Source organism: Elizabethkingia bruuniana, from assembly GCF_002024805.1.
GTDB classification, from domain to species: Bacteria; Bacteroidota; Bacteroidia; order Flavobacteriales; family Weeksellaceae; genus Elizabethkingia; species Elizabethkingia bruuniana.
Genome location: NZ_CP014337.1, coordinates 4,345,941 through 4,370,582, shown reverse-complemented (window position 1 = coordinate 4,370,582; position 24,642 = coordinate 4,345,941). Strand labels below are relative to the sequence as shown.

General features: G+C 35.1%; 26 protein-coding genes and 1 other RNA gene. 9 read left to right on the top strand and 18 right to left on the bottom strand.

Annotated features, from left to right (window positions below; genetic code table 11):
* Positions 1-21: 21 nt before the first annotated feature.
* Positions 22-1,290, top strand: coding sequence for a DUF2851 family protein (locus AYC65_RS20335; protein ID WP_034870679.1), 1,269 nt, complete (start codon positions 22-24; stop codon positions 1,288-1,290).
* Complete coding sequence (locus tag AYC65_RS20330) at positions 1,268-1,489, top strand: PspC family transcriptional regulator (protein WP_021347045.1); 222 nt, start codon at positions 1,268-1,270, stop codon at positions 1,487-1,489. Before AYC65_RS20335 ends, AYC65_RS20330 begins: the two co-directional genes overlap by 23 nt.
* Before the next feature lie 11 nt (positions 1,490-1,500).
* Here the strand turns inward: AYC65_RS20330 and AYC65_RS20325 are convergent, their stop codons facing one another.
* The 10 genes from AYC65_RS20325 to AYC65_RS20960 form a co-directional block, all read right to left on the bottom strand.
* A complete protein-coding gene (locus AYC65_RS20325; RefSeq protein WP_034870678.1) occupies positions 1,501-2,085 on the bottom strand; it encodes a hypothetical protein in 585 nt (194 codons plus the stop codon).
* 234 nt (positions 2,086-2,319) lie between these two features.
* Entirely contained in the window at positions 2,320-2,598 is a 279-nt protein-coding gene (locus AYC65_RS20320) for a hypothetical protein (protein ID WP_034870677.1), read from the bottom strand.
* Between the two features lie 7 nt (positions 2,599-2,605).
* On the bottom strand, positions 2,606-3,361 hold the full coding sequence (locus AYC65_RS20315) for a zincin-like metallopeptidase toxin domain-containing protein (protein WP_034870676.1): 756 nt from the start codon (positions 3,359-3,361) through the stop codon (positions 2,606-2,608).
* 87 nt (positions 3,362-3,448) lie between these two features.
* Positions 3,449-3,778 (bottom strand): hypothetical protein, encoded by a 330-nt coding sequence (locus tag AYC65_RS20310; protein WP_052114757.1) that lies wholly within the window; start codon positions 3,776-3,778, stop codon positions 3,449-3,451.
* 4 nt (positions 3,779-3,782) lie between these two features.
* On the bottom strand, positions 3,783-4,532 hold the full coding sequence (locus AYC65_RS20305) for a hypothetical protein (protein WP_034870675.1): 750 nt from the start codon (positions 4,530-4,532) through the stop codon (positions 3,783-3,785).
* A gap of 71 nt (positions 4,533-4,603) precedes the next feature.
* Positions 4,604-4,957, bottom strand: a complete 354-nt coding sequence (locus AYC65_RS20300; protein WP_034870674.1) for a hypothetical protein — start codon at positions 4,955-4,957, stop codon at positions 4,604-4,606.
* A gap of 5 nt (positions 4,958-4,962) precedes the next feature.
* The gene (locus AYC65_RS20295) at positions 4,963-7,122 is read right to left on the bottom strand and encodes a phage tail protein (RefSeq protein ID WP_034870673.1); all 2,160 of its coding nucleotides are present in this window, start codon (positions 7,120-7,122) and stop codon (positions 4,963-4,965) included.
* A gap of 69 nt (positions 7,123-7,191) precedes the next feature.
* Positions 7,192-11,229, bottom strand: coding sequence for a hypothetical protein (locus AYC65_RS20290; RefSeq protein WP_034870672.1), 4,038 nt, complete (start codon positions 11,227-11,229; stop codon positions 7,192-7,194).
* Between the two features lie 201 nt (positions 11,230-11,430).
* Positions 11,431-13,179, bottom strand: coding sequence for a PKD domain-containing protein (locus tag AYC65_RS20285; protein ID WP_034870671.1), 1,749 nt, complete (start codon positions 13,177-13,179; stop codon positions 11,431-11,433).
* Positions 13,180-13,312: 133 nt separating this feature from the next.
* Positions 13,313-13,489 carry a hypothetical protein gene (locus tag AYC65_RS20960; protein ID WP_164474828.1) on the bottom strand — a complete coding sequence of 59 codons (177 nt, stop codon included), beginning with the start codon at positions 13,487-13,489 and terminating at the stop codon, positions 13,313-13,315.
* 499 nt (positions 13,490-13,988) lie between these two features.
* On the opposite strand from AYC65_RS20960, the gene AYC65_RS20280 reads away from it, so the two are divergent.
* The 5 genes from AYC65_RS20280 (at position 13,989) to AYC65_RS20260 (ending at position 17,914) form a co-directional block, all read left to right on the top strand.
* Complete coding sequence (locus tag AYC65_RS20280) at positions 13,989-14,357, top strand: hypothetical protein (protein ID WP_034870670.1); 369 nt, start codon at positions 13,989-13,991, stop codon at positions 14,355-14,357.
* Between the two features lie 193 nt (positions 14,358-14,550).
* A complete protein-coding gene (locus AYC65_RS20275) occupies positions 14,551-14,916 on the top strand; it encodes a hypothetical protein (RefSeq protein WP_034870669.1) in 366 nt (121 codons plus the stop codon).
* Positions 14,917-15,047: 131 nt separating this feature from the next.
* A complete protein-coding gene (locus AYC65_RS20270) occupies positions 15,048-15,875 on the top strand; it encodes an MbnP family protein (protein ID WP_034870668.1) in 828 nt (275 codons plus the stop codon).
* Complete coding sequence (locus tag AYC65_RS20265; RefSeq protein ID WP_078674698.1) at positions 15,859-16,944, top strand: cytochrome-c peroxidase; 1,086 nt, start codon at positions 15,859-15,861, stop codon at positions 16,942-16,944. The genes AYC65_RS20270 and AYC65_RS20265 overlap by 17 nt, the downstream gene beginning before the upstream one ends.
* Before the next feature lie 13 nt (positions 16,945-16,957).
* Entirely contained in the window at positions 16,958-17,914 is a 957-nt protein-coding gene (locus tag AYC65_RS20260; protein WP_034870753.1) for a transporter family protein, read from the top strand.
* A gap of 21 nt (positions 17,915-17,935) precedes the next feature.
* On the opposite strand, the gene AYC65_RS21225 is transcribed toward AYC65_RS20260, so the two are convergent.
* Positions 17,936-18,061 carry a hypothetical protein gene (locus AYC65_RS21225; protein WP_257788231.1) on the bottom strand — a complete coding sequence of 42 codons (126 nt, stop codon included), beginning with the start codon at positions 18,059-18,061 and terminating at the stop codon, positions 17,936-17,938.
* 12 nt (positions 18,062-18,073) lie between these two features.
* On the opposite strand from AYC65_RS21225, the gene AYC65_RS20255 reads away from it, so the two are divergent.
* Positions 18,074-18,640: a DUF3575 domain-containing protein gene (locus AYC65_RS20255; RefSeq protein WP_052114755.1), complete on the top strand. Its 567-nt coding sequence runs from the start codon at positions 18,074-18,076 to the stop codon at positions 18,638-18,640.
* A 31-nt stretch (positions 18,641-18,671) separates the two neighbouring features.
* Here the strand turns inward: AYC65_RS20255 and AYC65_RS20250 are convergent, their stop codons facing one another.
* The 5 genes from AYC65_RS20250 to AYC65_RS20230 are packed head-to-tail and all read right to left on the bottom strand — an operon-like array spanning position 18,672 to position 22,427.
* The gene (locus tag AYC65_RS20250) at positions 18,672-19,403 is read right to left on the bottom strand and encodes an SIMPL domain-containing protein (protein WP_034870666.1); all 732 of its coding nucleotides are present in this window, start codon (positions 19,401-19,403) and stop codon (positions 18,672-18,674) included.
* Positions 19,404-19,423: 20 nt separating this feature from the next.
* Positions 19,424-20,209: a hypothetical protein gene (locus AYC65_RS20245; RefSeq protein ID WP_034870665.1), complete on the bottom strand. Its 786-nt coding sequence runs from the start codon at positions 20,207-20,209 to the stop codon at positions 19,424-19,426.
* Between the two features lies 1 nt (position 20,210).
* A complete protein-coding gene (locus AYC65_RS20240; RefSeq protein WP_034870664.1) occupies positions 20,211-20,930 on the bottom strand; it encodes a carboxypeptidase-like regulatory domain-containing protein in 720 nt (239 codons plus the stop codon).
* Complete coding sequence (locus tag AYC65_RS20235; RefSeq protein ID WP_034870663.1) at positions 20,927-21,700, bottom strand: hypothetical protein; 774 nt, start codon at positions 21,698-21,700, stop codon at positions 20,927-20,929. Before AYC65_RS20235 ends, AYC65_RS20240 begins: the two co-directional genes overlap by 4 nt.
* Entirely contained in the window at positions 21,687-22,427 is a 741-nt protein-coding gene (locus AYC65_RS20230; RefSeq protein ID WP_234300418.1) for a carboxypeptidase regulatory-like domain-containing protein, read from the bottom strand. Before AYC65_RS20230 ends, AYC65_RS20235 begins: the two co-directional genes overlap by 14 nt.
* Positions 22,428-22,688: 261 nt before the next feature.
* Between AYC65_RS20230 and ssrA the strand changes: the two genes are divergently transcribed.
* Positions 22,689-23,088: a transfer-messenger RNA gene (gene ssrA, locus AYC65_RS20225) on the top strand.
* Between the two features lie 388 nt (positions 23,089-23,476).
* On the opposite strand, the gene AYC65_RS21220 is transcribed toward ssrA, so the two are convergent.
* Both AYC65_RS21220 and AYC65_RS20220 read right to left on the bottom strand, forming a co-directional pair.
* The gene (locus AYC65_RS21220) at positions 23,477-23,611 is read right to left on the bottom strand and encodes a hypothetical protein (protein ID WP_257788230.1); all 135 of its coding nucleotides are present in this window, start codon (positions 23,609-23,611) and stop codon (positions 23,477-23,479) included.
* Between the two features lie 16 nt (positions 23,612-23,627).
* Positions 23,628-24,638, bottom strand: a complete 1,011-nt coding sequence (locus tag AYC65_RS20220) for a BspA family leucine-rich repeat surface protein (protein ID WP_052114754.1) — start codon at positions 24,636-24,638, stop codon at positions 23,628-23,630.
* Between the last annotated feature and the right edge of the window lie 4 nt (positions 24,639-24,642).

The following is a 24,642-nucleotide window of genomic DNA, read 5'->3' as shown; positions in this document are numbered from 1 at the left end:
CATTTTCATAAAACACTGAAAATGAATGAAAAATATTTACAGCATATTTGGTATTACAAAAAATTCAGTAATACCAATTTCCATACATCCGAAGGCGAAAGCATTGAAATCCTCGATTTTGGTGAATGGAATATGAATGCCGGTCCGGATTTTCTCTTCGCGAAAATTAAAATTGGCAGGACAACTCTCGCAGGCAGCATAGAGATTCATGTAAAATCTTCAGATTGGCATTTTCACCGGCATTCCGGAGATATTGCTTACAACAATGTAATTCTCCATGTCGTTTATACAGATGATATTGATATTAGTGAACTTCGGGATAAAAATGTACCAACGCTTATACTAAAGGATTACATTGATGAATCTTTAACCGACAGTTATTCAGAAAAAAGTTTCATCCCCTGTGAACACCTTTTTACACCTTCGAAAATTCCTGTACAATACGAAGAGAAAGTCCTTTTGCAAAAGCTGGAAGCCAAAACTATTATCTACAACAGAATACTGGAGCAAAATAAAAATAATTTTGAAGCTTTGCTTTTTCAGCAACTGGCTTATGTTTTCGGGTTAAAGGTAAATGCCGGTATTTTCCATCAGATGGCTTATGCTATAGATTTCAGTATTATTAACAAAATTCGACAGAACAAAGTTCAACTGGAAGCTTTATTTTACGGAATGTGCGGCTGGCTGGAAGAACCTGTAGATAGCATGATGGAATTGTGGAATCGTGAATTCAGGTTTTTACAATCTAAGTTTACATTATTAGATGTTCGTTTTTCTCCAAAATTTTCACGCCTTCGGCCAGCCAATTTTCCCACAATAAGACTTTCACAATTGGCCAATCTATATGCGGAGCGGCAGAATCTATTTTCAATACTGATTCAGGCTCCCGATTATCAGAACATCCGAACTCTACTGTCTTCTCTCTCCGCATCTGAATACTGGACGGATCATTTTAGTTTCGGGAAAAGTGCTCAGATTAGTTTTGTAAAGAAACTAAGCCCTGAGTTTATCAACCTGCTGTTTATCAATTGTATTCTGCCCCTTCAATACTTTTTCCAACAGTTAAACTCGGAATCTAAAGTCAATCATATTATTGATTCTTACCGAAATATTCCTCCGGAGAAAAACCAAATTATAAAACAATGGGAGAAATTGGGTGTGAAATTTCAAAACAGCCTGCAGACACAGGCATTCCTCTATCAGTACAAAACTTTCTGTAAAGCAAAAAAATGCTTAAATTGCGCTATCGGATTTCAAATTCTGAAAAATGCTGAGCAACATAAGACATAAAATGGAAAGACAATGGTTTGGAGTATTAACCCGTATGGGAGCCAAACTAGGGATTCCTGTGTCCAAGCTCCGCGTGTTCTTTATCTACTCCACTTTTGCTACTGCAGGAGTATTCTTCCTTATCTATTTAGGTCTTGCATTTACCTTGTGGATAAAAGATATGTTTATTACCCGAAGACCTAGTGTTTTTGATTTGTAGATAATCAACTTTCATTCCCCTGTTTCAATCCATTTATCTGTTTTCTTTTTTTGATTATAATAATCTTCATTATTTTCTCCGTATTTCAAATAAAAAAACTTTTTCCTTCTAATCCCTTCTTTGCTACCAAACATATAATTTGGAAAGGTTGAATAATATTTATTAAAATCTAAAACATTAGAATTGTACTCATCAACAATTTTATTTAATTCTTCTGCATTTAGCTTTAAAGGGCTTAATTTAATTTTACTATCAGGTTGATCTTCAATACACTTCTCTAAATTTAAATAAGCCTTATTGACTTCGTATTCCAAATTCCATAATTCATCTACCTGGTTTAGACTCCTATTAGTTTTATTTTTGTCAATAATGCTATCAATGATAACTTTATCACAATTTGAGTTATTTGCGAGGTTTTCTATTGCCAAAATACGAGATGAACTTTTCTGGTACAATGATTTCCATATTTTTTCAATCTGGCTATCTTGCTGTTTTAACTTCACTAAAATAGATGACTTGTAACCATCATATACAACAAAGCCAAAAGCCAAGAATAAAATAATAGCGCCTAAAAATATTAATAAGAATTTTTTCATTTTCTATTTTTTTATTTTCCTTTACCACTGCCTCGATATCGCGGATTTGTAATCCTTGATTTCATCCTATTCCATGAAAACGACTTCAATGTCCAACATACTCTCTAATCCCGAATCGTTTCAGGCAGAGCTAAAATAATAATTTTACGGTATGAAAAAACTCAACGGCTCTTTGGTAAAATTAAAACTTTCAATTTAAAAAAAACCGCTTCAAATGAAGCGGTTTTTCTTTATCTAATCCTCCCAATCTTCGGCGTAACCTTGCGGGGTTATAGTAAATAACACTTCTCCTCTTTCTGCATCAACAGTAATATAATTAGAAATTGGATCCAAGTAACCTTCATTATGACAAGTAATTGTATAAACACTTCTTTTTTGTTCATAATACTTCCCATGAGGTATCCTAATGTTTTCTTGATAATTTACCCTTTCTGTTTCTATATATATATAATTTCTGTTTCTTGTTTTAGCATATTCGATAGCTATTTCTACAGCTTTTTCTTTTGTGATCATATGTGGATTATTTTAAAGTTATTATTTTATTGATACTTACACCTTGTCTTTTCTTAGGAATACTCTTTAAATCAATTGGCAATTTTTCTACTAAGGGGTTTCCTAAATTATCCGTCATTCCAAAATCATAATATTTTTGGTTCATATACCATTCAGCATGTTCTAATTCGTCCCTATTCAAGTATCTAGAGTATTCTACTATTTTATCATAGACAAATTTTTCCCGTGGTACTATTTTTTTTTCTATAAAAGCTGCTGGCCCTAAATTTTGACAATCTCTAAAGTGCATCAATTCATGCAGAAACTCATAAATTGTTGCATTTTCTCGTAAGATAAGTTTCATATTCTTACCATCTGTAATAAACATTGCTGCGTTATGAGATTCCAGTACTACAGGCTTTCCGCTTTTTGTATAATAACCATTTACATTAAACACTCCCTTTCCTTCTCCCAATTGAAAATCAACTTTCAAATTTCGAAGATAGTCTTCAATTTTGAATAAATCATCTAAACTCAAAGATTGTCCGAGATACTTACCCCTGTCTAAAAAAGAGGCTGGCTTATTTTTTCTTTCAAGCCTTTTCTTTATCCTATCCTGTTTTCTCTTTATCCTTCTCTCTGCCGGTGTAGAAGCACTATCCACCACTTCATCTCCAAACCCAAAGATTTCATTTAAAAGCTTCTCTAATTTCTGAAAAATATTCTTAACACCTTTCTTAAATTCCCGGATCAGTAAAGAAAAAAACTCAACGGCTTTTGTCAACACATCTTTGGTAAAATTAATGGATTAAATAAAGAAAAACCACTTTTTACTATTGTTCAAAAGTGGTATTATAACTGTATTTTATAATTAAAAGGGGATAGATTGATTTTTATATCCTCCTTTATGTATTAGTTTATCTTCAAAGTCACAAGATGCTATTGCTGAAATATTATTGTTCCATAAAAGATTTAAAATACTATTAATAATAAGTATTTCATCTGAATCGTCTTTAATACTTATTTCCAAAATACTTCTAAAATATAAGAAACCATCAGGGAAATTTTTAGATTTTTTTAAATCAAAGTCGCTGTTTTTTTCCAAAAATGTTTCCCCATTTTCACTAACTATATCTTGTATTTCATGGGAAAATAATTTTGAATTTTCTTCTATATTTGTATAAATTAAACAATCTTTCATATTTTTATTTTTTTAAATTTGGTTTTATGTCAAAAATCCCTTTTTCTAAGATAACAGAAAGATCTATTTCACCAAAAATCTTTTCAAGTAATCTTCTATCTTTACTTAGCTTTGCATAACTTGACGTTATTTTTCCAACTTCTAAAGCATGTAACATTCCTCTATGCTTAGCAGTTCCCTCCAATGGATTACCAAATGCTCTTTTAATCAATTTATTAAAAACATCTTCTGATACTAAAATTCCCACATCTATATCCTTTGGATTTATTTTTCTTACTGAAGATCCCTGAATAATTATTTCAAAATTTTCAATTTCTAATTTTGAAATTACTATTTTTCTAATTTCCTCATAAAATTTCTCAAAATCTTTCAAACTTTTAAAACCAAAAGGGTAACCTCTTTTAAGGACTATTTTTATATAATTGTCCATTTGATTTAGAAGTTCCCCAGTTCTTATTTCTTTAATATTTCCTGTTTTTATGAAACCTGCTAAATCCTGTAAGGTCATATCTAGTCTTTGCCCTTTTCCTGCTATTAGTCTAAAATCCGAATAATTATAAAATTTATGTATATTCGATTTTTCAAGAATTTTTATTAATTCACTAATAGAATAAGCATTTATTTTCTTTACTTTAACAACAACTCCTTCAATTTCAAATACTTCCCCTATTAAATCATCAACTTTAGCTCCATTTTTGGTCCCTGTAAGGAGTTCTTCTATCCATTTGATAAAACCTTTAAATCCTTTGCTCAAGCCCTTCCAAAAGGAAAACCACTTTTAAGAACATAAAAGTGGTTTAAAATTTATTTAATGTTTTTATTGAACTAAAAATATTTAATTATTTTTTTTTCATTCTTAATGTAATTCAGAAAGATTTCCTTTTCCGTTTCTGACCATTTCTTAAATTCAATTATTCCTTTGTTTATAAAGTTAGATGTACTATATTCTATAATTGATAATAATGGAATCCATGCAATTTTAGCAAATCCAAAGAATATCTCATTAATATTATCTTCTGAGCTAATTTCTGTCAATAAAAATTTCTCGAATCTAGAATCTTCTTTCATTCTTTTAGCTAGTATAGGATAATAGTTAATATTTAATTTTTCTTTTTTAGAAATAATTTGCAGTAATTCTTTATTGGAGACTTTATCATACTCTTCTTTGATTGGTATCATAATTTTTAATGTTTTAATAAATTATCTAATTTTTCTAATATCTTTTTATCTGTTGGAGCACCTATTCTTTTAGAGAAATCATCTACCTCTTCTTTTAAATTAATTTTCAAACGATTAATAATTTCAGAATTATTTCCATTCTTTTTAACAAAATCAATTTCCTTCTCATAACTAATAATCTCAGACATAGTCCTAAAATTGGGGTCATAAACTCCTTCAAAACCTAAATATCCTGCATTCTTGTCTGTAACAAAATGCTCAAATTCATGTAATAATGCAGAAAACGAGGCTTCTTTATTTAGTATTATTTGCCCTGGCTTTCCTTTTGAATATCCTGGTACATAAGCAAGAGCTTCAGAATCTTTATAAATAATTTCAACTTTATTTTTTATTAATTCTTTTATTAATTTAGACCATTCTCTTGGATGGGAATTAAATCCCGGACCAAATAATTCCACGACTGGATCCGCTTTTGTATTATATTTTTCTAAATCACTCAATACATCATCTATGTTCTTTCCTTTTTTCGCACCTGCAAGAAGATCTTCTATCCATTTGATAAAACCTTTAAATCCTTTAGCACATGCTTTCCCAAAACTAACCATAAATTTTGAAAGGAAAGCCAGTAAATCTGTAACACCCATTGTAACCACAGATACAGTCTCTCTTATCAAAACTTTAAGCGTGTTTGTTATTTTCTGTACATAAGTCACTCCCTTTACTACATTTCCAACCCCTTCTGTGAAGACGAGAAGAAGAATATTAATCAATACTTCAAAGACAACTACTCCAACATAAAAAGCTATAGTATAACGGGAAATATTTCCAAAGTATTCTTTCATTTTGTCTAACATTCCTTCCAAATCCAATAAAGACAAATCTCCGCTTGCTTTAAACAGGTCTTTGATTCCTTGCAGAAATTTTGGAGCATTCTCACTTACCCAATCTATTACATCTTCTGCTTTTTCCAGTAAATCTCTTCTCTCCAGATATTGTGTATAGGAAAATGCCGTTGTAGGCTGTAAAAGAAACTCTAATATATAAAGAATACATTGCACCAGTCCTACTAAACCATTCAATACTCCGCAATTGAAGGCATTCAGAATTTTTAAAAATTCAATTCCTTTTTCCGCCAAATCTGTGACCAGATCTTTGACCTCTGATAAAAAGGTCTTAATGCTATTGACAATTCCTGTAATTTTCTTTATCAAATTTTTAAAGGAATCCGGTAAATGGTCAACAGAAGCATTTTTTACCTTATTTGCAGCCTGTTGAACAATTGACCATACTTTTGAAAATGCAGCTTCTGCTCCCTGAACAAAAGGATTATTTCCCAGATTTTCAAAAAAATCTGCTGCTTTGGTTATATTCACAGAAACTGAAATACCTCCTATTATTGGAATTAAAGGAGAATAATCCCTGGCTTCCGGATTGTAGTTTTTCTCTGTTGGTTTCAGAGCTTCCAGCTTTTCTGCACACCATCCAATAGCATCGGCAGGAATGGAAGAAATATTTCCAATAATCTCTTCAAACCTCTTGTCCCCTGTATAGACCTGATATTCTCTCATTAAAGCCTGATGTACAAGAGTAGCATCTATTTTATCATGTTCATAAGTATAAGCGAGTTGAGCCAAATAACCTGCTTCATCTTCCATAGAAGTAATGTTTTTGAAAAATTTTCCTCCAATACTGGAAGGTAAAGGTTCTGGAAATTTTTTGAAAAGACTTACAAAATATTCTCCCATTTTAGCAATGTAAAAGTCTCCCGCAAAATTGGATTTATTTGGATCAGGTTTTTCATAAAAAAGAAACAGACTTTGTTTTTCTCTTGGATTAGAGTTATAGCTTTCTAATACTTGTGAACCATTTTCGCAGGGTAAAACTCCCGCTCTGTATTCATATCCATTTTCCCCCTTATTATTGGTTCCGGTAAAAGGAAAACCAGAAACAGGATCATCTGTAAGATAAGAATAGCCTAAAGGAGTTTCTCTGTAATCATGGAATGGACTTCTGTAATCAGGAGAATCATTTCCAACCATTACGTTTTGAAAATTACCATAGTCTTTATTTTGCAACCTCTGAACAGGAATAATTTCATCTAAAGAAGACAATAGTATTTTTTTACTATTCTCGTCAAAGTCCTCTAAATATTCTTTATAATTCATTTTTCAGTTTTTTGATGTTAATAAAAAAGGGCGGCAGTACACCGCCCTCTCTGATAGTTATTATAAAGCTTATTGAAGAGCTTCTTTCAGATCATCCAGTGATAGTTGAGCAACAACCTGCTTAGGATCGTCCTTGGTGGTCAGCTGGAGATAATCATTATTGATTTCCATACTACCTACCATTTTACTTTCAGGAGCCTGCATTGTAGCATCATTCTTTTCGAAATTACTTTCTGTAATCAGTGCTTTTGGATCTTCAAAATCTTTTGGATCTTCCTGTGTAAACGGAAGAGCGTGTTCTACTTTCAGTCCTATGCTTTCCGCCTGAAGAATGGTAAGTGGTGTAGGTATACGGGTAATCCACGCTTTTCCATATTTCTCACCCATTGGCTCACGCATTTCATCTACAATAGACAGATATAAAGGATCTCCAATTACTGGAACTTCACCACCACTCCAGATCTTACCTGTAGACATATAGAACTGTACAGCATCTTCAAAGCCAGGACGTACTGTTGCAACTACTCTTGCCATACCACTTTGTAAGAAAGAACGGAATAACGGATCTATACTTTCAGACTGATAAAGGGTTTTCCAATCGGCCTTATTTCCCCAGAAGTATGGGTAGAAATTATATGACATAATATCCCACTCAAAAGCTTGTTCCATAAACTTAACCAGAGCAGCATAATCGTCCAATATCTTCTTCTTGATCACTTCATAGGTCTCTAAACTTTTTTCGTTCACATCAAAAAGTTTGGTTCCCAGTAAGTTTGGATCCACCATATAAGCTATGCAGTTATGCTTCAATACATCCTGTTCAATCTGACGGTAGAAATTGGCATTCGTTTCTTTAATATTTATAGCTCTGGCTTCTTCTTCAGCAATTGCCTGGTTATAGATAACCATCGCTTCTTCATAGGCTCCGATAATTGCATTGTAAGCTTTTATTTTCCCTAAATTGGTGATTCGACATTTCACATCGATATTAATACTCCCCGTATGATAGCCCATTTGTGAATAAGAAACAGGAACTGCATCTACAAAACTTCCAATATTCTGATATTGAGAGTTAGAAGAGGTATCAAACTTATAATTCCCTACAATAGTGTGGATACCCACTACCTGTTCTCCTTTATACGTTGGACCGAAGGCATATACTTTTGCCATATAGGCTTCAAAGCCTTCCGGAATTGGCAACATGACATTCTCAGATTTTATTTCATCCCATTCAGCATCTTCATTGGAGTCTCCAATGACTTCAAAAGAGAAGGCTTTACCTATACTGATTTCTTCCGATAAATTCATCAGATCTACGCTATACATAGAGCCCCAGAAACTTATAGTTGTCGCATTGATTTTCTCGTAGCTGTCCAACTTTTTACCCAAATCGACTTCATAGGTTCTCGGATCTATAGGTTTTGAGATCACTCTGGCTGTTTTGATAGAGGATGAGGCAAGATTATGAATATTGGATGGTTGTGGCACCATAAATTCAAACATCATCCGTTTCCCGAAGTTAAAAATCTGATTTTTCATCAGTTTATCTACCCATCTGTAAACCCCTACCACATGTTTATCGCCTTTACGGTTATCAAAACCATGGGAATTATTTTCTTCAAACTCTTCAACAATTTTTTCAATACGCTCTTCACGTACCTTGCTCACGACCCTGTCCATTGCTCGTTGTGTAATATCCTGTGCCTGGGTAGTTGCCTGTCGGGTACTCTCTTCTTTGGAACGGTGATTGGCATAGGCTGATGCAATATTAAAATTCGCACCCCATTTTGAAAATCCGGAAGATGTACTTACTGAAGAATCATTGGATTCTTGTAACATTCTGGCAATTTCCGTTTGCATTTCGAAACGGGTCGCTGTAGTTGTATCCGTTAGCTTTTCCTGTTCGGTTTCTTTAGAAGTCGTTGTTGTGTTTTCACTTCTGCGTAACCTTCTGGTAGATTTATCACGGTACTCACGAGCCATGATATTTTCAATATTAGCTACTTCGCCTTCTACATAGGCATGAGTAGACTGTTCTACTTTCAGGTAATCTGCAATTCCCAGTCTTCTGATTCCAAATCCTTTAGGAATAAAGACTTGTCCATCAGAATCTTCATTTGATTTCTGAGCATCTTTAAATATACCTGTAGCACATTTCAGGGTATTAAAATTTTCTAAAACCAATTGCTGAAACTTTCCGCTGATAGAGGCATCAAAAACAAATTTGGTTGATTGTTGCAATTCATTTAGAGTAAGTGTATTGTCAAATAAATCGTGCAGCTGTATTACATTATTGACTGTTACATACCAATCCTGAACATGACCTGACTTCACAACCTTACCTCCATTCATCAATCTATATTCACCAAGGTTAACAAGTGTCGTAGATGGTATTTTTAAATAAGCACTTACTGCTACGATATTTTGTCCCGATGGATGATTAGATGCGCAAACCTCTCCTTCGTACACTTTTTGTTCTGGAGTTTCTTCAACAATGTACAGACCTCCACTACCAGTGTAAGGGAAAGCATTTGTTATATAATCTCTATCTCCATATGAACTAATGATCATCGTAAAATTCAGCTGATACACCTTATTATCTGACAATACTACTTCACCTTGAATAGTAAATCCATTACTTCCTGAATTATTGACAGGAATAGAATTATTACTAAATAGTTTATAAATTCCATCCTGTACAAATACAGCCGAAGAATCTGACACAGGAACAGTTCCCACAGAAGCCTGATAATTAGCACTTATAACAGATAATGCTTTATCGCTAAGCTCTAATAAAACTGACCACTCTGTATTACTTTTGGCTACGGTTGTCGCCGTAAAGCTTTTTGTATCTCCAGCACTTGCAACTAAATTACCAGCAACCGGAACCAATACCCCTCCAATGCTGGTGTATTCTTCTCGTATAACTACTGTGTTATCATTAATTTGCTTATTATAACTGTGGATTTGTTCATCTACAACAGCTATAATTCCGTCCAAATTCTCATACTCTTCTGATACCAGTCCTAAGTCTGAATTGATAGTATCAGACTCCCTTAAACCCATCGCAGATATTTCCACAGAGTCGCCATTATCTATAAGCATTGCCAATGCCTGTAGGGAACTCTCGGATAGCTTATTAGAAAGGAAAGATGCATCCGTTGGTGATGCCTCATACTTAAAGCTGAAATTTTCAGGCACCGAAGCCTGTAATGAACGGTCAGGGTTCTGCAAAGTCGCCTGATGTTCTTTTAAAGCAGCTTTATACGCTTTATGATAACCTGCATCATAACTTTTTTTAGCTTTCTCCAGATCTTTTTTAAGGCTTCTTAGATTCTCTTTGTAATAATTAGCTGCTAAAGCATTTGCTTTTCGAGCTGTGTCGGCATTAACAAGATCTATATTCTCTGAAGAAACAGGAACAGCTTTAACCGTATTTTTTGCAGAGATATAGCTTGTCCCTATATTACTTACATTAACCTGAAATGCATGATCCTGCTCCACAGGATATTCATCCAGGAAAAGTACTGGCGATAGTACTACTTTTGCATCTAGAGCCTGCTTTAATACCTCTTCTTTATTGACTCCCTCTGGAACAATATTTTTAATATAATTATAGGCTTTAAGTACCTGTGACAATGCTTCTTTAACATAGAAACTTTCCTGAGTTACAACCTGATAAATAAAATTGTCCCAGATATTGACTAAGTTAAGAGGGGCCGTTGATATCAATTCTGTTTCTCCATTAGCGTTTATACTAAAGTAGGCTTTCAGCTCAGCTTCTAATTCTGGTGAGATTTTACTTTCAACAGCCAGTTGCTTTCCGGCTTTATAAAAGCTACCTGCTGCAACTGCAACCTCATCGGCTTTTGTAAATAATTGAATTTGCTGTGTTTGTTTTAGTTCTTTTGCCTTAGCTGTTAATGCATCGAGCTTTGTAACACCCGGGGATTTCTGATTGGCCCACTGGATAATTGCCTGATCGAAAACACTCTTTATAGCTTTTGAACGATTAATAAACGTAATCTTCTCTTCTGATTCTATAAGTTGTGCATTTCTCTGGCTCACAAATCTGAATAATGTTTGTGATGATTGATTGTTGTTCATAATATTAATATTTATTGATTTTTAGACATAGTTCTCCCTGTTGACCTTTTTCAGATCAATTTTTAAGGGATCTTTAAAATTTTATTGATGATTTAAAATGGGCAATGGATAATAAATAATGAGCAATTGGCAATGAGTAATTTTGATTTATTGTAGTCTTATCTCATTGTTATATTGATACATTATTACATTGCTACATTCTTAATATGGAATCGCATTATTGAATACTAATGCAGGCACTGTTGCTTTGTCTGTGATTCTGCTATCCTGATCCAGCATAAAGAATACACCGTTTCGACCATCGGACTTATCAGCTTCCGAACCACCAGACTGCCCAAGCATTGTTTTAGCATAATTATCCACACTTCCGGCTGTAGCATTTGGGAATTTGGCTAAGAATGCAGCTCCGTTGAAACTCTGATCTATGACTACGGGATTGGCACTTCCATTATAATCTATCTGATGGTTAAAGCCGTAAGTGTCAGCAGTTGCTGCTACTGTAAATGCACCATTCAGCGTAAGAATCTTCGGATAACTTGCTTCCGGGAACATCACATTCAGATCGTATGTTAAGCCATTTCCTTCTACTTCAACAGGCTGTCCACCATCATAAGAGCGAATAGAAATCGTTTCATTCTTCGCAATAGGGATCATTCCGCCCCAGCTGATTGCATGAGAAACCTGGTTGGTCTGTGTAAGCATCCCACCGATATGTTTCATTTCAGGGGCATATTTCAGGATATTGGCTTCACAAAGGATTCTGTTATTTTTCGCAAACATATAAAATGCATTCTCAATAGTTCCTTTGGTATTGCCTAAGGATTTTCCATTCCAGAATAATTCTCTTCTTACCACATTATAAGCTAAGTATCCTGAAGTAAGGTTTCCAAACCAGCCTTCACCAATATAGTTGAAGCAGTGAGATACATCTTTCAGCTTCGGATTTTTCCAGAATAATGATACCGGAATAAAGTCATATGCAGGATCTATGGAATGCTTGTCTCTGTAATCCCAAGGATAAACATCCTGATAATATCCTTTCCCCAGTTTAGAATTTTTAAAACATTCGAATACTGTTTCCAGATTGAAGAAACTGTCTAAGAATCCCGGTAATAGCTTTTTAAGACCTGCTCTAAAGAATGTTCCTACTAATCCTGTTGGTTTGGTAATCTGTGATAGCATATCCGCCGGGAAAGATTCAAACTCTCGGCCTTCTCCAAAGCCATAGAACGAAGAATACATAGTAGTTACTTCCGGGGTTTCCACCTTAAAGTCTGCCGTTACATTAGCTTGCGATAGACCTGCAAAGGTATAATCCAGATTGGTTAATGAGTTCGATTTGAACTTGGATAGTTCAACAATATAATTGTTGGTTGTGGGTTCAAAATAACCCTGAGAATTTCTGGTAAGTCCTTCACAGAATCTTGCATAACTTACATTGGCCTCTGCGTTGATCGTAATTTCATAATCACCCGCGGTTTCATATACATGATAGAATGTATTTCCGGTGTCAACATAATGGGTATTTCCGTCTCCATCTGTCCAGGATTCTGAGCCATTATAAGTTGGAACTACTACCATTTCTTCTTTTCCGTCGCCATAGTTCACTTTTGCCTGTGCAACCTCTGCAGCAGTTCTTAGCATAGCAACCGGTACTCTCTCATTAGCCTGAGTTGTTCTGATTTTAAATTTAATCTCGGTACTTGTTAAATCTACTTTACCATAGAAAATATAGTCTAAGACTTGCTTAATTGGCATGTTCTCAAAGGTTGTACCTGTTGGAACTCCGCCTACTTTATATACTGTGGGTTGTGAATTGGTATACTGCACAGCATCTGGATCTATGGCTTCGTCTTTATGCCAGTAGCTGTCCATCCATGCCCAAAACTGTTCCTGATTAGGGATATCCCCGTTTTCGAAATAACTTTTTAATTCTGTTTTTGATGTCATAATTGTGAATTTTTAAATTGGATTGTTAATGTTCTTTTGTTTTTTTTGTATTTCTGTACTGTATTTTTTTTGGTAGTACATCATCATTGGCGGGTCTTTCATAATTTGTGTTTTTTTAAGGGTTATATGTGCTTTAATATATTGGATGATCATCTTCGGGAATCTCTGTTTCTTTGAAATCATTCATAAAGAATTCTTCCAATTCGTTCAGGTAAAATTCGAAATCCAGTTCGGCTTTCTCCTGCTCGCTGAGTATCTGAGAAATATTCTGAGACAACTCTTCTTTTGTAGTTAATGGTTCTGGTTTCATAATTTGTAATTGGTGGTTTTCTATTCTCCGACAAAGATCAGCGCCCGTGGCGCCAAAACTCGTCGCATTATATTTTCATTTATTTTTTTTTGTGTTTTTATTTTATCAACCCTTGTGTTATGTTGATGAGGCAAATGTAAATGGGCGTAGCGTCAAAACTTGACGCATTAAAATTTATCTGAAAATAATTTTGATTTTTTTATTAAAGAACCAGAGCCTGTTTAAATTTTAATTCAAAATAATATTAGGCTTTGATAGTTCGTCAGGCTCCCTATAAACTCAACTCAGTCTGACACCTCTAAAGGAAGATATTTTGGATAAGCGATGTCACTCTGAGCTTGTCGAAGAGTCTTAACTATAAATTTAAACAGGCTCTCAAGATGCTTGATTTGATGATTCATACACAACGATAAATCTCAGCTTTCCTAAAAAATATGACATTTCACAGTTTGTGTATTGATAAATGTTATTTGTTTATTTTTGCAGCAAAATAGTTTCATTGAAGTTTATACTGCCCGCATTTATAATATTGATGCTTACAATACGTCCGGTATTGCCATTGATAGACTATGCAGTAAACTATGACTATATTTCGGAAAAGCTTTGCGAGAACAAGAACAAGCCTCAACTGCTTTGTAACGGGAAATGTTACCTGGTAAAAGAATTGGCTAAAACTTCGGAAAGTGTACCCAAACAAAATAATCTAAAGATTAGTTCCGGCTTTACAGATGTTTTTCTAACAGATCAGATCTTTACATTTGACTTTCCCACAAAATACTTCACAGAACAAATTGAGCCCAGCTCATTCTATAACTCATTTTATCATTTTTTAGTCTGCTCGGATGTCTTTCATCCTCCTTTAATCTGATTTCACCCATATTTTTATTCTTTCTCTTAAGAAGAGAGTGTATCTCACTTTGTATTTATGACACAATAGATATGAAAACCTCAGGGACACCGTTCTCTGCTGGATTGTTATATACAATCTTAGAATCTATTATTCAAATCTTCTAAAAAAACTGTTCTGCCTGAACGGAACAGAAAATCGTATTATAGAATAAATGAAGCTTATTCTCAACATATTTTTCATTTTTTATCTCGTCTTTAAGCCCTTAATGCCGGTGCTGGACTATGCTGTGAACTATAATTATATTTCGGAAGAGCTTTGTATAAACAAAAACAATCCAAAATTGCATTGCAATGGTAAATGTTACCTGGAAAAAGAACTGGCCAAAAATGCACAGGATGACGCTCAGTCATCAAAAACAAAAAGTCAGGGTCAGAAAATAACCGATCTCTGCCTTCCTGTTGAAATCTCAGAAATTCGGACAGGATATTATATACTTACGATTAGAGATAAAAACATTTACAAAGAGAATTACCATTATCTCTTCCTGAAACACATTTTCAGACCTCCCGTTTTTTAATGTTTGCGTTTAAATATTAAAGAGAAATTTCAATAGAAAACTCTCTGACAATATATTCCGGACAAAAGGCCGGAATACATCTCATATGGCTTTATATAGCATTAACTGAAAACTTTAAAAATCGAAAACAAATGAAAATTTATAAACTTTTATCATTATTATTTATTGGTATCACCTTATTCATCCTCTCCTCCTGCAGAAACAGTGACAGCACAGAAACGGAAGATACCACTCCCGGAAATCTGCAGATAAAATTTGAAAACGGCTTTAATAATCTGGGAGATATTGTACTGGGCCAAACTGCCCAGACTTCATCTGGCGGACAGAAGCATAATTTCACCACCTTAAAATATATTGTGAGCAATATTGTGCTGATAGATGAAAGTGGAAAAGAATTTAAATACAATTACAATAACCCGGACAAAGGTGCTTTTATCATAGATCAGGCTGAAGCCAAGGCAGGAATTGTCTATATTGATCTGGCAGATATTCCACGGAATAACTATAAAAAAATCAGATTCGGACTTGGTATCAGTCAGTCGTCTTACCTTCTGGGACAGGACGGGCAAGGTATTTTCTGGCAAAAGGCAAAAGCTGCAGGAATGGCATGGTCGTGGGCTGCCGGATATATTTTCACGAAACTTGAAGGCAATTACGGATCAGCAACTCCGGATACCAAGTTTATGAACCATTGCGGAAATATGGGAAATACTTCTGCTAATAACACTGCTGATTTATATCGAGAAATTACTTTGGACCTGCCTATGACAGCCAGGGTTACCAAAAACATCAAACCTTCCATACATATTCTGGCAGATCTTAATCAGTATCTGAGCGGACAAGCCAGCTTAAACCTGAATAAAGATAATGAGATGGCTATGGGATCTAACCAGCATCTGGTAAACGTTACCAATAATTTAACCAAAATGTTCAGGGTAGATCATGTCCATAATGATTAATCTTTTACAACAATTCGGAAGAGGGTCATTTCCCCCTCTCCGGATTCTTTTGTTTCTTGTTTTATGGACATTTATGTCCTGTAAAAATGAGTATGAAGGTTTCTCTGTCAATAAGGACGAAGCATATCAACTGAATGTTCCAGAAGGATTTCCCAAAATGACCTTTGATGTTCTTGGAAACCCTATTACAGTAAACGGAGTCGCACTGGGCAAAAAGCTTTTCTACGAAGGAAAACTCTCCCGGAATAATACAATCTCCTGCGGATTCTGTCATATACAGGAATATGCCTTTACCCATCACGGACATACCGTTAGTCACGGTATCGACGACAGATTGGGAATAAGAAATGCACCACCTATTCAGAATATGGCATTTCTCAGGAATTATACATGGGATGGTGTAAGCCATAATCTGGATGAAAGATCATTAGTCCCTATAACAACAGATTTCGAGATGGACAGTTCTATGCCTGAAGTAACAGGAAAACTAAGTGCGGATTCTAATTACAAAAAAATGTTCAGAGCTGCATTCGGAGATGATAATATCACAGGGGAAAGAGTATTGAAAGCCTTGTCCCAGTTTATGGCAACAATGATTTCTGCTGATTCCAAATACGATCAGTATCGAAAAGGGCAAGTGTCTTTTACGCAGCAAGAATCAAAAGGCTTCTCATTATTTCAGCAGAAATGTGCTTCTTGCCATTCAGGAGAATTGTTTACGGATGAAAGCTACAGAAATACAGGAATGTATTACAATGCTCAGTTCGATGATAAAGGAAGATACAGAGTAACACTTAACATTGCCGATTATATGAAGTTTCGGGTTCCCAGTCTCAGGAATATAGAATACACAGCGCCTTATATGCACGACGGCAGGTTTTATTCACTGGAAGCAGTATTGAACTTTTACTCGGATAGTGTAGAAGATCAGCCTAATCTGGATCCACTTCTGAAACAGAACGGGCATATCGGGATTCCTATGACAAATGATGACAAGCAATACATTATTGCATTTCTAAAGACTTTAAGTGATAAAAACTTTATAACCAATCCGAAGTTTTCGGAATAAAATGACTCTCAAAATGAATAAGATAATTTTAATATTTATTGGGTTGGTAAGTATTACCAATATCTATGCTGAATCAGGCAAAGACAGCATTGCTATGGTTGCCAATCCCCGATATGAACATTTTGTATTGATGGATGATGATTGTGATGCCTGTGGGTGTGCTGCCGGAAATGGTTCTTCAGGATTTGAATCCCTACTGAATCCTCAGTTTGTTGGTATAAAATATTTTTCTCAGCATTACCTCGCAAAAGAAAACCTGTTTACAGATAAGCTAACGCAAGATCAGTATTTCAATACAATTCAGTTATGGGGGAAAATACCTGTAACGCAAAAACTCAGTATTTACGGAAGTATCCCCTATCATTTCCACAACAAAAAAACAATGCAGGGAGATATCAGAATCAGCGGAATAGGAGATGCGAACGTAATGGGAATATACCAGATACTAGTGTCAAAAGATTCTTACCACCAGCTGAACGGAGGAATCGGAATAAAGATTCCTCTGGGTAAATTCGATGAAAAGGGAATTACCGGAGTCAACCCTAGTTTTCAGCTAGGTACCGGAAGTTGGGACTATCAGATGGCTCTGAGTTACAAATATCAAAAAAGCCTGTTTGCCCTGCTTATCAATACGGACTATACCATTAAAACTGAAAATAAAAAACATTATCAGTTTGGCAATCAGTGGAATTATGCGGTAACCGGATTTTACAGATTATGGCGCAATGAGAATAGTATTTTATCCGGTAAACTAGGATTACAGGGTGAGGTTTATGACCGGAATAAACAATTTGGGGAAAACATGCCCAATACTGCCGGAAGTGCATTATATGGGAAACTCGGCTTTGAGGTTTCTTATCAGAAATGGAGCCTGGGTTCAGAGCTTATGCTACCTGCTTATACCCGCCTTGCCGGTGGAGATATTGAAGCAAAATCACGTTTCAGCATTTTTGTAAATTTTGGTTTATAGAATCTTTTGAACAAAATCAGATTATCTTTTAATATTAAGACTCGGGTTCGGAACCTGAGTCTTTTCTTTTATAAAGCACCATATTAGAATTACATTAGAAATAGCCTGCACCATTGCCGGGAAGTTCAGAATTTCACTCCTTTGCATAAAAATTTAAAATTGAAAAAAATACTTAGCATTTTTATGCTGGCAACCATAGCCAATACAGCATATGCCCAGGAATATAAAAATCAGATTAAAGGGAATGCACTTTTTGCTCCCATAGGAATGATTAATATAGGATATGAACATGCTTTTAGTCAGCATTGGACTGGACAGGCAGATTTGTTCATTTCTCCGTGGAAATCTTTTGCAGGAAGACATTTACAAATTTATATGGGGCACCTGGAAACCCGCTATTATTTCTCGAAAGCTATGGAAAAATGGTATGTAGGAGCCAATATGGGTATGGCTGTCTATGATATGCAAAAGTGGAATTACTGGAATACCAGCCTGTATCAAAAAGGATTTAATGTTATGCTTGGTGCCAGTGTCGGATATCAGTTAAAAATAAATGATCACTGGAATCTTGATATGTATCTGGGTGGTGGAAATTCACAAGGTTTCTATCATGGCTGGGATGGTTCCAAATCCCCACGTGAAAGATATGACGATGCCGACAACTGGAATAAAAGTGGTGAATGGATTCCTTATCGTGGCGGAGTAATGGTAGCGTATAAGTTTTAAGGTTTGCATATACAATGTAAAACTTAATACGTTAATCTACCTGATATTCTAATTTGATAGTAATGCTGGCTTCTTTTTCTTTGGAAGAGGTGTTGAATGCACCTCCCCATGAATAGTCTTCTCCGGAATTAGGTGCTGTAATCTGTATAACCCCCATGCTTGCTTTTTTTAGGCTGCCGAGGCTTGAACCTGCATTTTCTGCAACCTTCTTAGCCCTTTCTCTGGCATCTTTGGTTGCATCTGCAATCATTTGTTGTTTTACATCAGCAAGCTTGGTATAAAAATACATAGGTTGGGAAGAAGTAAGTTCTATCCCTTTGTTGATAATTTCGGTGACGGTTCTGGAAAGATTTTCAATTTTACCCACTTCTTTGGACTCTATAGAAACAGACTGGGTAAGGTTGTAGCCAGCAAATTCTCCTTGTCGGTAACTGCCATTAGCATCTGTAACCTGCGCATATTGTTTCTGGATATCTACAGCAGAGAATACAATTTCTTCAGACTTCACGCCCTTTGACTTCAGATAATCCAGAATCATTTGACGGTCTGCTGCCAGATTATTATAGGCTTCCTGTAGCTGATAACCGCTTTTGGAAAAAGAAGCACTCCACGTAATAAGATCGGAAGTAAACTTCTTTGCTCCTAGCCCGGTTACAGATATAGTGTTTTGAGATTTATTTCTGTTCTTAATTGCATTTCCCAGAAATGCTGCAGCAATAATAAGACCTAATGCTGCAATGCCTACGGTGATGTAATTTTTCATTAGTTTGGTGTTATATCTGTCTAATTTACAGATTTTTGTTGTAACCCGTTTAAAAAAGTTGCAGCATTATCACTCATGGTATTGCGGATAATATTGTAATTGTTTTCTTTAAGCTCTTTTTCCAGATTGTTCTTTTTCAGTACAAAAACAATAAAGCCGGTTACCTTATCTTTAGGAATACCAAGGTTTTCAAAAAACTGTGTGCCTATAGCACTGTAGATAGTTCCAACATTATTTATCATACGCAATGCAGGATCATTCTTTACTTTTTTGGGTTTGTTTCTTTTGCCAAAAAGATCAATGACTATGCTGGCTCCGCTAAGGGGAATTTGATTGTTAAAAGTGGAAGGGATACGAAGGGTAGGTCTGATTTCATTAGGATCAGGAGCCATATTAAGAGCCATTGTCAGCTTTTTTTTGAGATCTTCCAACTCTTTGTCCCTGTACAGTTTCCCTAAATCAGTTTCCAAATGTCCCGTTGGTTTGTACCCAATTTTTACTTCTTCTATAGTTTGAATGCGCGGTAGTAAGCTAATCATGAATTTTCCTTTGAAGTCATCAGCTGTTAGTATTTTGCTTTGTCTTTCAAATCTGTTTGCAAGTACCCTTATTTCATCTCCCTGCTTAGCATTGATACTAAAGATACCATAGTCATCAGCAAGAAGATTCTGATTGTTTTTCATGTTAATAACAAAAGCATTGGGAATCGCATTTCCGTTTTCATCCACAACTTTACCTATCAGAAGGCTTTGTGCATGGGTGCTCCAAGGGATAGCAATAAGCATAAAAAATAGAATTGGCTTCATATTATGGATTGGATTTTAGTTTTCTGAATTCTTCTGTAAAAGGCAAAGCTGCCAGTTCCAGCTGTTCTTTGGATAGCTTTCCGGTAATAATCTTTTTGCCCAGAAGATATTGTATAAACTCTGTGCGTTTTTCCAAAGGAATTCCACTTTGTTCCCAGAAGTCATCTCCTGGCAGCATTGCCAGTTTCGTCAGGTATTCCCGTTGGTCTTCGTATTTATATAAGGCTTTCATTCTGCGGGCATCTCCGGATACTATTTTGTAAACATTATCCACATTAATGGTACCTCCGAGTAGTGGTAATACTAAATTCCGAAAAACCTCAGGAACTTTTTCTCTTGGCTTTTCAGGTGGTCCGGGAACACCAATTTTACTTTTCATATTCTCAATCTGTGATTTAGAGAGAATATTTACCCCGGCAATTTCCCGTACAGAGGGATTCATTTTTATGTTTTGTTCTTGTTTCAGAGTAGATTCGGATACAATTATTTCTCTACGGTTGTATTGATTTGTCAGTATTCTTATTTCATCTCCTATAGAAGCTTCAATCCTGAACCGGCCTTCTGCATCTGTATAAACTGCTTTTTTGTTCTGCATATTGAAAATCTGAACACCCGGCAAGGGAGACTCTTCTTCATTCAGTATTTTTCCTGAAACAAAGGTTTGTGCTGTAATACAGCTATAACTGATAAAAAAGAGTATAAAAAGTAGTTTTTGTTTCACGGGCCTTTCTGATCAATAAGTTTTATAAAATCTGGTGCATATCGGGAGAGCGCAAATTCTACAGCTGCAATATTTCTGGCTTTAATCGGAGTAAGCAGGTTTTCTTTTCCCATAACAAACTGGACAAACTCTTTTTGCCTGTCTTTAGGTATTTTATTTTCTTCAAAGTAATCGTTACCCAGGCTCTCTGTTACCCATGTGAGATTTTCTTCGGCATCTTCGTAGCGGTAGAGAGATCGCATACGGCGGGCATCTCCGGACAAATTTTTGTAGAGGTTATTCAGGTTAAGGTTACTCAGAGCATATCTTAAAGATCCTACCTGTTTTGCTGTAGGTGGCGGTACTTCTCTTGGTTTTTTAGGTGGAGGAGGAAGGCCTATATTGTTTTGCATTATAGCAACACGCTCCTTCATAGATATTTTGTCAAGCTGCACTCCTGCAATTTCTTTTACAAATGGAGCCAGCTGTATGGTCTGTTTATTTTTAAAACTTTCCTCGGTCAGTATCATATTTGTGCGTACAAAATGTGTGGAAACCAGGCGTACCTCATCCCCCGGACGGGCATCTATACTGAAATCCCCATCGGAATTTGAGACAACAGAAATTCCGGTTCTCATATTATACACTTGTATTCCACCCTGATTTTGCCCTTCATCATTTATTGTTTTACCAGAAAAGTTCATCTGGCTTTTTCCCCAGACGAATAAGAAAACGGATAGAAACAATAATAACTTTTTCATTTGTTTTTCAATAGCTTTATCTTGTTTCATTTGTTTTTTTAATTGCCTTTATAAAATCATCCTTTTTTTCTTCCATCTGCACTTTTATATTTGTTAGATCCTGATCGGTATATATTCCGTACTTTAATAATTTTGAGATATCAAACCCTGCCAATGAGTAAGAAATAAATCTGTCGACTCTGGACTGCGGAATTTGCATTGATGCAAAATAATCTTCTCCTAAGCTTTCTCTTATCCAATTCATCAGGTGATATTTATCTCTTCTGTCCCTTATATCTCCAACCGGAAAGCCTCCTTTTACGATTCCTGTATAGTCGAATGATTCAGGTATTTTTGCTACAGGTTTTGTTATCATCTTATTTTCGCCCAAAGCTATGGATTCTTTTATATGTTCGTCCATACTTTCTTTTTTCTTATTTCGGGGCAGCCTGTTTATATCTTTCAAAAAATCTCCTGTAGGCTTAAATCCTAATTCTACTTTCTCTATTTCCCGTATTACAGAAGTAAGCTTTATTGTTAAGTTTTTGCCAAAATCTTCATGTGAAATTATTCTGAAAGCTCTTTCAAAATGAACAGAAATAAACCTCAACTCATCTCCGGAGCTGGCAATAATACTAAAGTTGCCCTGTTCTCCCGATATTATTTCATTTCCTGTGGTTATATTATAAACCCTGATTCCTGAAAGACTCTTTCCTGTTTCATCATATATATACCCGCTAATGCGCTGCTGAGCGTGTACAACATTAAAAAACGGCAAAAAAATAAAGATAAAGAATAAAGTTAGCCTCACCCGCAATAAGTTTTATCCAAAACTATTCTAAAAAAGGAATTCTAAAAGTATTTTAACCCGAATTAACAGAGTTTGACAGAAATTAAGAAAGCTACAATCATAACAGGAAAAGAATATAGGAAATGTGGCAGGTAAAATTTAGAGTTGATAAACTAGAAAACAGAACAGTATAATGTGGGTAAACTCTATATTATGGAGTATTTTTCTTATCTTTGCAATCCTTATCACGGGGCTGACTGGTTTCGACAGCAGGACCAATGGGTAAGTAAGCATGCAGAGAACCGTAGCGCGATCTCTTTAATCCCTTGCTACAGAATTTTAACTGGCAACGAAGAGTTCGCTCTTGCAGCTTAATAATCGAAGTTTAGTAGATTCAAGCGTTTCCCGAAGATAGTAAGGAAGCAAGATGTCTCGCCATCGTCTCGTTCTGCGACGTTGGATTCCGGGATATAGTAATGCGGAAATAAGGTACAGGAAGCTTCGGCTTGTACACGAAAATCTCAGAAGATAAGGTGAAAGTTGTGCGTTTTCTCACTGCTTTTTCCCGACAATTAATAGAAAACTAAGCATGTAGAAGGCTTATGTATTGCCTGTTTGGACGAGGGTTCGAATCCCTCCAGCTCCACAAAAAAAAGAGAATCTGAATGATTCTCTTTTTATTTTTCTACTATATCTAATTTATAATACTTTCTGTTAGTTCTTATTTCAACTCAAAATATGCTAATTATAAATTGATTTCCAACAACATCGACAACATTAACTATCAACTCTTTTGCTTCTTCTTTAATATAAAGAATATTGACTGCTACTAATATTTAATATTGCAAATATCCATATAATCTCACCATCTATATTGAGACAAGCGTACATACCATACAGGGGGGACAATTAATAAAATTATATTTTTTTCTCCTGTAACAATACAATTCTTTCCGAAATCCTTATTAACATTTGAAGTTTTCTACTTTTGATTCAGTGTTTTTTTTAAAGTATCTTCACTTGTTAAATTCATATATTCATTCTTTAGTAATGAAAACTATTTCATCAATAATATTTAATTCATCATAGTCATATTTTAATTCTCCAAACATTATAAACCTTCCGTCCTGCATTACTTTATAATATTGACCATCTTCTTTTGTATACTTCATAGTATGAGAATATTAATTATTGAAATGATGCACCAGCATCGGCAATAGACCAACCTTTGGCAACTAAAGAATCCTTATTCGCCTGATAGACTTTTAAATAGGTTAACCCTTCTGCACCTAAGACCTTTGGCTCTACTCTTGTAGAAAAATCCATACTATCTAGTTTTTTAAGAAGCTTACCATAATTTTCTGAATCCAAGCCTGATCTAGTTAGAAAATTATTCAATCTAACTTCTTTATTAAAATTCCATTTAGAAACATCCTGGTTAAATGAGTTTGCGTCTAAAAACATAGAATCCATTGACAAAACATTAGACACGTCCCACATTGTAATATCTTGATTAAAAGCATACGCTTGCCTAAACATTACCCCCGTATCTATCACACCGGACATATCCCACATGTCCAAAGGCTGATTAAATTTATAAGCTCTATCAAACCAATAAGAGGTAAATTTTGCATCACTAGGCACTAAATGGCTTACTGACTGGTTAAACTCCGGCATCTCCTGAAACAACATCATCATACTTTGGGCATTAGTCCAACCTTGGCCCGGTATAAAAGTGCCAATGTATTTACTAAATCTTAATCCCCATATTGGTCTATTAAAGTTTTTATTATTCTGAAAAACTAAATTTCTATCATAAAGATTATGCATTGTGAAATTATAGTCTACCTCTGGGCTATTTACAGTATTTTCGGCAGTATACTCTCTAAATATAGTTAAATTATCTAAAGAGTCTAAATAGCTGAATGAAATATACCCGTATTCATCATCTAGCCTGTATCTCTTTTGATTATTAGGATCGGAAGGTATTGACATCTCAGTAACTTCTGTGTTGTCAGGCAGAATAAATACACCTCCTTTTATTTTAAGAGTCCTTTGCTGCTGCCACGGATTGAATCCAAATCCTATCTTACCAGTCCCTGTACCATTTCCTTTTTTAACAACCTTAACTACAAAACTATTTGCAGGAGGTAGTAATTTTGTTGGATTATCTAATCCTTTTAATACTAATGTTTTCATAATT